The organism is Mycobacterium deserti (genome assembly GCF_025345615.1).
Classification (GTDB): Bacteria; Actinomycetota; Actinomycetes; order Mycobacteriales; family Mycobacteriaceae; genus Mycobacterium; species Mycobacterium deserti.
In genome coordinates, this window is record NZ_JAODWD010000003.1 from 919,328 (window position 1) to 932,248 (window position 12,921).

General features: G+C 66.8%; 9 protein-coding genes. 6 read left to right on the top strand and 3 right to left on the bottom strand.

From position 1 onward, the window contains the following. Positions 1-22: 22 nt before the first annotated feature. From N4S67_RS15865 to N4S67_RS15890, 6 genes are all read left to right on the top strand, one after another. Entirely contained in the window at positions 23-436 is a 414-nt protein-coding gene (locus N4S67_RS15865) for a TM2 domain-containing protein (RefSeq protein ID WP_260993911.1), read from the top strand. Beyond that, complete coding sequence (locus tag N4S67_RS15870; protein WP_260993912.1) at positions 426-836, top strand: DUF2752 domain-containing protein; 411 nt, start codon at positions 426-428, stop codon at positions 834-836. Before N4S67_RS15865 ends, N4S67_RS15870 begins: the two co-directional genes overlap by 11 nt. 81 nt (positions 837-917) lie before the next feature. Continuing rightward, positions 918-5,459, top strand: a complete 4,542-nt coding sequence (gene gltB, locus N4S67_RS15875) for a glutamate synthase large subunit (RefSeq protein ID WP_260993913.1) — start codon at positions 918-920, stop codon at positions 5,457-5,459. Continuing rightward, on the top strand, positions 5,452-6,969 hold the full coding sequence (locus N4S67_RS15880; protein WP_260993914.1) for a glutamate synthase subunit beta: 1,518 nt from the start codon (positions 5,452-5,454) through the stop codon (positions 6,967-6,969). Before gltB ends, N4S67_RS15880 begins: the two co-directional genes overlap by 8 nt. A 27-nt stretch (positions 6,970-6,996) precedes the next feature. After that, complete coding sequence (pyk, locus tag N4S67_RS15885) at positions 6,997-8,415, top strand: pyruvate kinase (protein WP_260993915.1); 1,419 nt, start codon at positions 6,997-6,999, stop codon at positions 8,413-8,415. Positions 8,416-8,478: 63 nt separating this feature from the next. Then, positions 8,479-9,348: an acyl-CoA thioesterase II gene (locus tag N4S67_RS15890; protein ID WP_260993916.1), complete on the top strand. Its 870-nt coding sequence runs from the start codon at positions 8,479-8,481 to the stop codon at positions 9,346-9,348. On the opposite strand, the gene N4S67_RS15895 is transcribed toward N4S67_RS15890, so the two are convergent. From N4S67_RS15895 to cydD, 3 genes are read right to left on the bottom strand one after another with little or no spacing between them, the layout of a single operon-like run. Continuing rightward, positions 9,345-9,857: a DUF4190 domain-containing protein gene (locus N4S67_RS15895; RefSeq protein WP_260993917.1), complete on the bottom strand. Its 513-nt coding sequence runs from the start codon at positions 9,855-9,857 to the stop codon at positions 9,345-9,347. The two genes, N4S67_RS15890 and N4S67_RS15895, sit on opposite strands and share 4 nt — an antisense overlap. Next, positions 9,854-11,344, bottom strand: coding sequence for an ATP-binding cassette domain-containing protein (locus tag N4S67_RS15900; RefSeq protein WP_260993918.1), 1,491 nt, complete (start codon positions 11,342-11,344; stop codon positions 9,854-9,856). The genes N4S67_RS15895 and N4S67_RS15900 overlap by 4 nt, the downstream gene beginning before the upstream one ends. Beyond that, positions 11,337-12,890, bottom strand: coding sequence for a thiol reductant ABC exporter subunit CydD (gene cydD, locus N4S67_RS15905; RefSeq protein WP_260994062.1), 1,554 nt, complete (start codon positions 12,888-12,890; stop codon positions 11,337-11,339). The genes N4S67_RS15900 and cydD overlap by 8 nt, the downstream gene beginning before the upstream one ends. Positions 12,891-12,921: the final 31 nt, after the last annotated feature.

Genomic DNA, 12,921 nt, shown 5'->3' on the forward strand with positions numbered 1-12,921 from the left:
TTGTTCTGGCATGCTGTGTGCCATGACTGAGCCGCAATTCGGTGGCAGCGAGCACGGGACCCCGCCACCCCCGCAGCAGCCGGGGTATCAAGCGCCGTATCCGCCCCCACCCGGCCAATATCCGCCTCCGCCCGGGTCGTACCCGCCTGCGTACCAAGATCCGTCGGCCCCATTCGGCCGTCATCCGATGACCGGCGAACCGCTGTCGGAGAAGTCGAAGACAGTCGCCGGGCTGCTGCAGTTGCTCGGCCTGCTCGGCATCGTGGGTATCGGCCGGATCTACCTCGGCTATACCAGCCTCGGAGTCGCCCAGCTGGTGGTGGGTGTCGTCACGTGCGGCATCGGCGCCGTCATCTGGGGCATCATCGACGCCATCCTGTTGTTGACCGACAAGGTCCGCGACCCGGAGGGGCGCCCCCTGCGCGATGGCACATAGCGCCATATCCAGCCGTGGACGGCTGTACGGCGCACTCGGAACGGGTGCCCTTGTCGTCGGCGGCCTGGCCTATGTCGGCCTGGGCGACCCGCATAACCCCAGCTTCCTGTTTCCTGGCTGCCCTTTCAAGGCGCTGACCGGCCTCAACTGTCCGGGCTGCGGCGGCCTGCGCATGACCCACGACGTCCTACACGGCGACTTCGCCGCCGCCGTCACCGACAACGTCTTCCTACTCGTCGGCCTTCCGCTGCTCGCCGCTTGGCTTCTGCTGCGCTGGCGGCGCCGCCAATCTCTGATGACCAAATCGGCACTCGCCGTCATCATGGTCGCCGCCGTGGCCTGGACAGTGATACGAAACCTGCCCGGGTTTCCGCTGGTCCCGACGGTTCTCAACGGGTAAATATCAGCTGCGCTGATACAATTGCCCTTCGGGCCGCTGCAGTCCCGGATCAACTCTCTCCGGACTGCGAAGGGCCTTGCGATGCTCTATTCGGCGTACCCAGAACCTCAGGGCCTCTACGACCCCGAGAACGAGTCGGACTCCTGCGGCGTCGCCATGATCGCCGACATCCAGGGCCGCCGCTCGCACGGGATCGTCGCCGACGGGCTCGTGGCGTTGGAACATCTCGACCACCGCGGGGCTGCAGGCGCAGAGACAAACAGCGGTGACGGCGCGGGCATCCTCATCCAATTGCCTCGCGAACTTCTCCGCGATGTTGTCGACTTCGACCTTCCCGCTGCCAACGACGACGACTGCAACGCCTTCGCCGCGGGCATCTGCTTCCTGCCGCAGGACCACCATGCCCGAGCCGACGCCCGCGAACAGGTCGAGAGCATCGCGCGCGACGAGGGCCTCAAGGTCCTCGGCTGGCGTGAGCTGCCGGTCGACCCCGACGGGGCTGACCTCGGCGCGACCGCACTGAGCTGCATGCCCTACATGGCCCAGCTCTTCGTCGCGTCTCCCGACCACGTCGGCGGCATAGACCTCGACCGCCGTGTCTACCCGTTGCGCAAACGCGCCGAGCGCCACGGCGTCTACTTTCCGTCGCTGTCCAGCCGGACCATTGCCTACAAGGGCATGCTGACTACCCAGCAACTACCGCAATACTTTCCAGACCTGCGCGACGAACGCAGTCGCAGCGCCATCGCGATCGTTCACAGCCGGTTCTCCACCAACACCTTTCCGTCCTGGCCGCTGGCACACCCGTTTCGCTTCGTCGCCCACAACGGCGAGATCAACACCGTGCGCGGCAACCGCAACCGCATGCATGCCCGCGAAGCGCTGCTCGCCAGCGCCAAGATCCCCGGCGACCTGACCCGCCTCTCGCCGGTCTGCACCCCTGAGGCGTCCGACTCGGCATCCCTCGATGAGGTGCTCGAACTCCTGCACCTCGGCGGGCGCGACCTGCCCCATGCCGTTCTGATGATGATTCCGGCGGCATGGGAGAACAACACCACGATGGGCCTCGCCGAGCGGGCGTTCTGGCAGTTCCATGCCTCGCTGATGGAGCCGTGGGACGGCCCGGCCTGCGTGACCTTCACCGACGGCACGCTCGTTGGAGCGGTGTTGGACCGCAACGGATTACGGCCCGGGCGTTGGTGGCGCACGATCGACGACCGTGTCATTCTCGCCAGCGAGAGTGGAGTGCTCGACGTGCCGTCGGCCGAGATCGTCGCCAAAGGCCGCCTGCAGCCGGGCAGGATGTTTTTGGTCGACACCGCTGCGGGCCGCATCGTGCCCGACGAGGAAATCAAGGAGGACCTCGCCGGCCGGGAAGCCTACGGGGAATGGCTGCACGCCGGTCTGCTCGACATCCAGACCCTGCCCGACCGTTCCCGCAGTCAACCCAACCACGAATCGGTCGTGCGCCGTCAGATCTCCTTCGGCTACACCGAGGAGGACCTGCGCGTCCTTCTCACCCCGATGGCCGCTTCCGGCGTTGAACCGCTGGGTTCGATGGGCACGGACACCCCGAGTGCCGTTCTCTCGCAACGGTCCAAGTTGCTCTACGACTACTTCGTCGAACTCTTCGCCCAGGTCACCAATCCGCCGCTGGACGCGATCCGCGAGGAAGTCGTCACCTCGATGGCCCGCATCATGGGGCCCGAGCAGAATCTCCTGGAACCGACCGCGGCGTCGTGTCGCCAGATCGTCCTGCGCTGGCCCGTCCTCGACAACGACGAACTCAACAAGATCGTCCATATCAACGACGACGGTGAGCATCCCGGCCTCAAAACCGCTGTCCTCAAGGGCCTTTACGACGTCGAACGCGGAGGTGAAGGACTCGCCGACGCCATCGACGAACTCCGGCACCGCGCCTGCGAGGCAATCGCTGACGGTGCCCGCACGCTGGTCATCACCGATCGCGACTCCGACCACACCAGAGCGCCCATCCCGTCACTGCTGGCTGTCTCGGCCGTCCACCACCACCTGGTGCGCACGAAGCAGCGCACCACCGTCGCCCTGGTCGTCGAAAGCGGCGACGCCCGCGAAGTCCACCACATCGCCATGCTCATCGGCTTCGGTGCTGCCGCCGTCAACCCCTATCTGGCGTTCGAATCGATCGAGGACCTCATCCGCGAGGGCGAACTCACCGGCATCGAACCCGCCGCCGCCGTGCGGAACTTCTGCAAGGCGCTCGGCAAGGGCGTGATGAAGGTGATGAGCAAGATGGGCATCTCCACCGTCGCCTCGTACACCGCCGCTCAGGCGTTCGAGGCCGTCGGCATCGACAAGGACGTCGTCGACGAATACTTCGCTGGCACTCCGAGTCAACTCGGCGGCGTCGGGCTCGACGTCCTCGCCGAGGAGGTGAAGCTCCGGCACCGTCGCGCCTATCCGGAGAACCCGACCGAGCGTGTCCATCGGCGCCTTGAAGTCGGCGGCGAATACGCCTTTCGCCGCGAAGGCGAGTTGCACCTGTTCACTCCCGAAGTGGTTTTCCTGCTGCAGCATTCGACCCGCACCGGCCGCTACGACATCTTCGGTCAGTACTCCGATGAGGTGAACCGGATCTCGAAGGACGGCGGTACCCTGCGCGGCCTGTTCGAGTTCAAGAAGCTCAGGGCGCCGGTGCCGCTCGATGAAGTCGAACCCGTCGAGTCCATCGTCACCCGGTTCAACACCGGCGCCATGAGTTACGGCTCGATCTCGGCCGAAGCCCACGAAACCATGGCCATCGCGATGAACAACCTCGGCGGGCGATCGAACTCCGGTGAAGGGGGCGAGGACGTCGACCGGCTCTACGATCCGAAGCGCCGCAGTGCGGTCAAACAGGTGGCTTCCGGGCGCTTCGGCGTGACCAGTGACTACCTCGTCAATGCCACCGACATCCAGATCAAGATGGCCCAGGGCGCCAAACCCGGTGAGGGCGGCCAGCTTCCAGGTTACAAGGTGTATCCCAACATCGCCAAGACGCGACACTCGACACCAGGTGTCGCCCTGATCAGCCCGCCGCCGCACCACGACATCTACTCGATCGAGGATCTGGCGCAATTGATCCACGACCTGAAGAACGCCAACGACAAGGCGCGCATCCACGTCAAGCTCGTCAGCAGCGTCGGTGTCGGAACCGTCGCGGCGGGAGTGTCGAAGGCGCACGCCGACGTCGTGCTGATCTCCGGCCACGACGGAGGCACCGGCGCCGCCCCGTTGACCAGCCTCAAGCACGCGGGAGTGCCGTGGGAGATCGGGCTCGCCGACACCCAGCAGACGCTCATGTTGAACGGCCTACGCGACCGCATCACCGTCCAGTGCGACGGCGGGATGCGGACCGCCCGAGACGTCATGGTCGCGGCACTGCTCGGCGCCGAGGAGTACGGCTTCGCCACCGCGCCACTGGTGGTGTCGGGCTGCATCATGATGCGCGTCTGCCACCTCGACACCTGCCCCGTCGGCGTGGCCACCCAGAACCCGGAACTGCGCGCGCGGTTCAACGGCAAGCCGGAGTTCGTAGAGAACTACTTCCGGTTCATCGCCGAGGACATCCGCAAGTACCTGGCCGAATTGGGCTTCCGCAGTCTCGACGAGGCCATCGGGCACGCCGAGGTGCTCGACACCGCCGAGGGGATCGCCCACTGGAAGGACAAGGGCCTGGACCTCACGCCCATCTTCGCCGTGCCCGAGAACGGTCACACCGGTGAGCCCGCCGCGCGTCGGAGACTGCACGATCAGTACCACGCTCTGGACAAAGCCTTGGACCAGACGCTGATTCAACTGACAGAAGGCGCTTTGGAGGATGCGCGCCCCGTCCGGCTCGAGCTGCCGATACGCAATGTCAACCGCACGGTCGGCACGCTGCTGGGCAGCGAAATCACCAGGCGCTACGGGGCCGCCGGGCTTCCCGACGGCACGATCCACATCACGCTCAACGGGTCCGCGGGCCAGTCGATAGGCGCATTCCTGCCGCCCGGTGTGACGCTGGACCTCGTCGGCGACGCCAACGACTATGTGGGTAAGGGTCTTTCCGGCGGACGTGTCATCGTGCGGCCGCCCGACGACGTCCTGTTCCTTCCCGAAGACAACGTGATCGCCGGCAACACGCTGCTGTTCGGTGCGACGTCGGGCGAGCTGTACCTGCGCGGCCGTGTCGGCGAACGCTTCGCGGCCCGCAACTCCGGCGCGCTGGCCGTCGTCGAAGGCGTCGGCGACCACGCCTGCGAATACATGACCGGCGGTCGCGTCGTCGTGCTCGGCAAAACGGGCCGCAACATGGCGGCGGGCATGTCGGGTGGCATCGCGTTCGTGTTGGGCCTCGACCCCAAGCGGGTGAACACCGAAATGGTGGAACTGCAGCATCTGGAACCCGAGGACCTGGCGTGGCTGTGCGACGTCGTCGCCCGCCATGCACATCACACCGGCAGCGCGCTGGCGGCCTCGGTGTTGTCGGACTGGCCGAGGCGCAGCGCGCAATTCACAAAGATCATGCCCCGCGACTATCAGCGCGTCCTCGAGGCCACTTTGGTGGCCAAACGCGACGGACGCGACGTCGACACCGCGATCATGGAGGCCAGTCGTGGCTGATCCCAGCGGGTTTCTGAAGGTACCGAAGATCGAAGCCGCCAAACGCCCGGTCGACGAGCGCGTCGGCGACTGGCGTGAAGTGTACGAGCAGCAGGATCCGCACCATCGCGCCGACGAGGTGTCACAGCAGGCCCGCCGATGTATGGACTGCGGAATTCCGTTCTGCCACTCTGGAACTGCTGGCTGCCCGCTGGGCAATCTGATTCCCGAGTGGAACGACCTTGTCAGGCGCGGCCGCTGGGACGCCGCCAGCGACCGCCTGCACGCCACCAATAACTTCCCGGAGTTCACCGGCCGGTTGTGTCCCGCGCCGTGCGAGGCGGCCTGCGTGCTGTCGATCTCCGAGGAGCAGACCGGCGGCAGCGTCACGATCAAGCGCATCGAGCAGACCATCGCCGATCAGGCATGGACGGACGGCATAGTCGAGCCGCAGCCCGCGGCAATCACGACCGGTAAGCGCGTCGCCATCGTCGGCTCCGGTCCGGCCGGACTCGCAGCGGCGCAACAACTCACGCGCGCAGGTCACGATGTCACCGTCTACGAGCGGGACGATCGTATCGGCGGGCTGATGCGCTACGGCATCCCCGAGTACAAGCTGGAAAAGTCGAGACTGGATCGGCGGCTTGCTCAGATGCGGGCAGAGGGAACACGTTTCGTCACCGAGTGCGAGGTCGGGGTGGATCTGACCGTCGACCAACTTCGCGAGCAGTACCACGCCGTCGTCCTGGCGGTGGGGGCATTGCGGGCGCGCGACACCGACGTCGACGGCCGCGACCTCAAAGGCGTCCACCTGGCGATGGAGCACCTCGTTCCGGCCAACAAAGAGTGTGGGGGCGACGGCGCCAGCACCCTGTCGGCGAAGGGCAAGCACGTGGTGATCATCGGTGGTGGTGACACCGGAGCCGACTGCCTCGGCACCGCGCACCGCCAGGGTGCGCTCTCGGTGACCCAGCTGGACTACAACCCGGAACCGCCCGAGCAGCGCGACGACTCGCGCTCTCCATGGCCGATGTGGCCGATCGTGTTGCGCACCCGGCTCTCGCCCGCGCACGCCGAAGGCGGGGACCGCCGCTACGAGGTGGCCGTGCAGCGCTTCCTCGGCGACGATCGCGGGCACCTGCGAGCCATGCAGATCGCCGAGGTGAAGGTCGAGCGTGACGTGAACAGCCGCGACGGCAGGCGCATCATCACACCGGTGGGCGAGCCCATCGAGATCCCGTGTGAGCTGGCGCTGCTGGCTATCGGGTTCGACGGCGTCGAACGCATGCCGCTGCTCGACCAGCTCGGCCTCGAACTGAACCGGCGCGGCGCGCTTGCCTGCGGGTCGGACTGGCAGACGGACGCCCCCGGCGTCTTCGTGTGCGGTGACGCCCATCGCGGCGCGTCGCTGATCGTGTGGGCCATCGCGGAGGGGCGGAGCGCGGCGCACGCGGTGGACGCCCACCTGATGGGCGACTCCGATCTACCCGCGCCGGTCATCCCGGGCGCGCTCCCGCTAGCCGTCATCTGAATCGATCAACGTCTATGCTGGGGAGTCGTGAATAGACGCGGAAAGATCGTCTGCACTTTGGGCCCGGCCACTGGGACTGAAGACGCTGTCAGGGCGTTGGTCGAGGCCGGAATGGACGTGGCGAGGCTCAACTTCAGCCACGGCGACTACACCGACCACGAAGCCAGCTACAAGCGGGTACGCACCGCATCCGACCAGACCGGACGTGCTGTCGGCGTACTTGCTGACCTGCAGGGACCCAAGATCCGGCTCGGCAGATTCAAGGACGGCCCGACGTTCTGGGCCACCGGCGAAACGGTGCGCATCACCGTCGACGACTGCGAGGGCACTCCCGATCGGGTGTCCACCACGTACAAGCGTCTCGCCGAAGACGCATCGCCCGGCGATCGGGTGCTCGTCGACGACGGCAATGTGGGCCTGGTCATCGAGAGCATCGACGGCAACGACGTCGTCTGCACGGTCACCGAAGGCGGGCCCGTCAGCAACAACAAGGGCATGTCGCTGCCCGGCATGAAGGTCACCGCGCCCGCGCTGTCGGAGAAGGACCGCGAAGATCTGGAGTTCGCGCTCCGCCTCGGCGTCGACCTGGTCGCACTGTCGTTCGTCCGGTCGCCGGCCGACGTCGAACTCGTCCACGAGATCATGGACGGTGTCGGCAGGCGGGTGCCCGTCATCGCGAAACTGGAGAAGCCCGAGGCCATCGACAATCTCGAGGCCATCGTGCTCGCATTCGACGCGATCATGGTTGCCCGTGGCGATCTCGGCGTCGAGCTGGCGCTCGAGGAAGTTCCGCTGGTGCAGAAGCGGGCGATCCAAATGGCAAGGGAGAACGCCAAACCCGTCATCGTCGCCACGCAGATGCTGGAGTCGATGATCGAGAACTCGCGACCCACCCGCGCCGAGGCCTCCGACGTCGCGAACGCGGTTCTCGACGGTGCCGACGCGGTGATGCTCTCTGGCGAGACGTCTGTCGGCAAGTTCCCCCTCGATGCGGTCAAGACGATGGCCCGCATCATCAGCGCGGTCGAGGAGAACTCCGTCGTCGTGCCGCCGCTGACGCATGTGCCGCGCACCAAGCGCGGGGTGATCTCCTACGCGGCCCGCGACATCGGGGAGCGGTTGGACGCCAGGGCGCTGGTGGCCTACACCCAGTCCGGTGACACGGTGCGCCGCCTCGCGCGGTTGCACACGCCGCTGCCACTGCTGGCCTTCACGTCGTTACCCGAGGTCCGCAGCCAGCTGGCGTTGACCTGGGGCACCGAGACCTTCATCGTGCCGCACATCCAGACGACCGACGGCATGATCCGCCAGGTGGACAAGTCGCTGCTGGAGTTGGGCCGCTACAAGCGGGGCGACCTGATCGTCATCGTCGCAGGCGCTCCGCCGGGCACAGTAGGCTCCACGAATCTGATCCACGTGCACCGGATCGGAGAAGAAGACCTTTAGTCAGACGACGATCAAGCGGCGCCAGCCGCATTGAGGAGTCCGACAATCAGATTAGGAGGTTGTGTGTCGCCGACGGCAGATTTCACCGAACTGCTGGCGATACTCGACCTTCGGCAGATCGACGACGACACGTTCGTGGGTTCGCATCCGAGCAAGAACCCGGTGCGCACGTTCGGCGGCCAGATGATGGCGCAGTCACTCATGGCGGCGAGTCGCAGTCTCAAGCACGCGTTGCCGCCGAGCGCGTTGTCGGTGCACTTCATCGCGGGCGGAGACCCGGGCAAGGACCTCGAGTTCCACATCGTGCGGCTGCGCGACGAGCGGCGCTTCGCCAACCGCCGCATCGACGTCATGCAGGACGGCGAACTGCTGACCACCGCGATGGTGTCCTACCTGTCGGGCGGTCGCAGTCTCGAGCACGGGATCACACCTCCGGACCTGCCCGATCCGCTCTCACTGCCCTCGGTCGACGACCTGCTACGCGGGTACGAGGACGTTGTACCGCATTTCGTCAACGCACTGCGGCCGATCGACTGGCGCTACACCAACGACCCGGCCTGGGTGATGCGAGCCAAGGGCGAGACGCTCGAACACAACCGGGTGTGGATGAAGGCCGTCGCCGACATGCCCGACGACCCCGCGTTGCACGCCGCTGCGCTGGTGTACTCGTCGGACACCACCGTGCTCGACTCGATCATCACCACCCACGGTCTGTCGTGGGGGTTTGACCGCATTTTCGCGGTGACCACGAACCATTCGGTGTGGTTCCACCGTCCCGTGCGCTTCGACGACTGGGTCCTGTACTCGACGTCGTCGCCGGTGGCCGCGGATTCCCGCGGACTCGGCACGGGTCACTTCTTCGACCGGTCGGGTCAGCTCCTCGCGACCGTGGTGCAGGAAGGCATCGTCAAATACTTCCCCGCCAAGGGTTAAGGGGTCGGCGTCGGTGTGAGTGTGACGGAGAACTCGTCCTGGACCCGTTCCTGGAACTGGTTTGCGCACTGCTCCAATTCCTGCTGGTCGTTACCCGCCTGCGACACGCAGTCCATGTAGTCGGTGCCGCCGACCGAGTCGAACACTCCGAACCAGATCGCGATGAACGCCAGTGACACGATGACCGCCAGGATGCCCAGCACGATGCCGGCGATCGCGACGCCGCCGTTGGTGGCCTCTCCGCGCTTGACGCGGCCGCGCGCGATGAAGCCGATGATGACCGCGCACACGCCGAGGATGACCCCGCCAACCACGGTCCAGCAGAACACGAGCCCAACGATCGCGAGCACCAGCGCTGTGATGCCGAGGCCGTTCTTCGGGCTGGTCGGTGGCGGCGCGTACCCCGCGTACGGCACCGGCGGCGGCGGGGGATAACCACCGGGATAGGCGCCGTACTGGGGCGAAGGAGGAGGTGCCTGCGGCGTCTCGGGCCTGTCCGGTTCGCTCATGCGGCTGAGATTACCTCCCCGTTGGTCAGGTCGAGGGTCGGACAGCGAAGCTGGTCGGGCAGGTGGTGAGTTGCGACGACCACCGTGCGATCCGGCGGGAAAAGCCCACCCGGCGTAAGCAGTTCGGTCAGGATTTGTCGTCCGCTGTCCGCGTCGAGATGTTCGGTCGGCTCGTCGAGCAGTATTGTCCGCCCCCCGCAGATCAAGGCCCGAGCGAGTAACAAACGTCGGCGTTGCCCAGCCGAGACCGCCGCCGCGCCGCCGTCGAGAATCGTCGACAATTCGTCGGGAAGGGAGTCGAGCCACTCGCCAAGACCGACCCGCCGCAACGCATTACGCAAAAGCTCATCGTCAGCGTCACCTCGGGCCACCAGCAGGTTGTCTCGCACCGTGGTCGCGAACAGATGTGCGTCCTCGGCGAAAAATAGCGCCGCGGGATCGCTTTCGGCTGTCGCCATCAACAGCGTCGTCTTGCCCGACCCGCTGGGGCCGGTGACCGCGAGCCTGTCGCCGCGTGTCAAGTCGATCGGCGATGCGGGCGGGCGTGACCTCATTGTTTCACTGGGCTGGCTGAGTTCGCGCAGTCGCCGCGCGGCGATCCGGCTTCTGGTGAGCTGCACCGCGGCGGCAGGCAACGCGTTTGTGGCCTCGAACGCCGACAGCGGGAGCAGCATCATGATCGCTAGAGTCATCGGGGACACGGTGCTCGCGATCGAAAGGGCCGTGGCGACGGCGCCGAGCACACTGACGCCGATGGCGGCCGTGGGGGCGGCAGCGGCGAGGGCGCCGGGCCTTGCGGCCGCGTCGGCGGCGACCCCCCAGTCGCAGTGCCGACGCTCGGCTTCGGCAATGACGTCGTCGAGTCGGCTGCCGACCCGAAGCTCCGGTGCATGCTCCAAAGCGAGCATTACGGCGTTGTCCCGATCCGAATGATGCTGCACCGCAACTTCTTCAGCGGCGGCAGCGGCCCGCGACGCGAGCCACGGCGCCACGACACCCGCGACCGCCAGGCAGAGCGCGAGCACGACCGCCGCAGCAGGCGAGATGACCGCAATGGCGGCGACGGCAGCCAGCGACAGCACCACGGCGACGGTGATCGGCAACATCGCACGCACCAGAACATCGGCCAACTCGTCCACCGAGTCGCCGATACGGGCCACGAGGTTGCCACTGGAGAGTCGCATCGCGGTGTCTGCCGGTGCGGCGGCGAGCCTGCGGTACAGCAATTCTCGGGTCTGCGCAGCCGATCGCAGTGCGACATCGTGGGCCGTCAGTCGCTGACAGTAGCCCAGCACGCCGCGGGAGATGCCCAGCGCGCGGACCGCGACCACGGCGATCGTGAGGTCGAGAACGGGGGGCATCTGCCAGGCGCGGGTGATCAGCCACGCCGCGATCGCGGCGAGCGCAAGCGCGCTGCCCAACGCGAGCACCCCGAGCGTTGCCGCCAGCGCCAGGCGTGCCAATCGGGGACGGAGAAGCTCAAGCATCGGCCAGCACTCCCATGTGCAATACCCGGTCGCCGATCGCGCGTACCGGTTCGCGGTGGCCGACGACGAGCACAGTCGCACCCTCTCGCGCGCGTGCGACGAGCGCGTCGAGGACCTGGGACTCCAATTGTCCGTCCAGGTGTGACGTGGGTTCGTCGAGCAGGAGCACCTGCGCGGACGACCCGAACACCCGGGCGAGACCCAACCGTTGGCGTTGGCCCAGTGACAATCCGACGCCGTCGCGGCCCAGAACGGTATCTAGCCCCTTTGGCAGGTTTGCGAGCACTTCGGCGAAACCGGCTGTGCGGCAAGCTTCGGCGAGATCGGTCAGCGGGCCGAACAGCTCCAGGTTGGCACGGACAGTACCCGGAATGAGGACCGGTCGATGCGGCAGCCATGCCACCTGACGCCACCACTGCCGGAGATCGAGGTCGGTGACGTCGACGCCGCCGACACGGACGCGCTCTGCCGAATGCAGGCCGAGAATCGTGTGCAGCAGGGTGGTTTTCCCGACACCGTTGGGTCCGGTCAGCACCGTGACGCGGCCGGGTTCGAGGTCGGCGTCGAGCGCATCGAGGTGGATTGTGGCTCCGGTCGCAACGACGGACTGTCTTCCGGCGGGGGAGCAGGGCCCCGTGTCGAGCAGACGAAAAGCTGCTTCAGCGGCTGTCTTTCCGTCCGCAGCGGCGTGGAACTCGACCCCGACGCGGCGTAGGGGCCAGAACACCTCGGGGGCGAGCAACAGTGCAATCAGGCCCGCCGACAACGTCATCTCACCGAACACCAGCCGCAGCCCGATTCCGACGGCAACGAGCGCCACGCCGAGAGTGGCCAGCAGTTCGAGCACGAGCGCCGACAGGAAGGCGATTCGTAAGGTTGCCATCGCCGAACGCCGATGTGCGGCACCCAGTTCGACGATGCGATGCGCGGCGCCGTCGATCCTGCCCATTGCCCGCAGGGTGGGAATTCCGGCGGCCAGGTCGAGTAGCCGCGCCTGCAGAGTCGTCATGGCGGCCAGTGACGCGGCCGAGCGTTCGGCAGTCAGCAGTCCTATCAGCACCATGAAAATCGGGATGAGTGGCAGGGCGATCAGCACGATCACCGCTGACTGCCAGTCGTATACCGCGATCGCCAGCACGGCGGCGGGGGTGAGGATCCCCGCCGAGAAGAGCGCTGGCAGGTAGGCGGTGAAGAACGGCCGCAGGCCGTCGAGGCCGCGGGTGATCAGCGTGGCGGCCCGGTCGCGCTCGGCCGCGAGCCGCCGCGGCGGCAACGCCGAGACAGTGCGCAGTACCTGAGCGGACAGGTCGGCGATCACTGCTGTCGCGCCGCGTTGGGACAGGCGACCCTGCAGCCACACGGCGATGGTGCGACCCATCCACAACGCCAGCAGAAGACTCAGCGGCCCGGTCCAGTGCGCCATGGTGCGCGTCGCGGGATCGGTGATCACGCCGGCGACGATGTGGGCGAGCACGACGGCCGAGCCGATCGTCGCCGCCGCGTTGACGACGGCGCAGCCCACCGAAGCGGCAAGATAGGTGCGCATCGGAGGCGATACCGTCGCGACCCGCAACAGG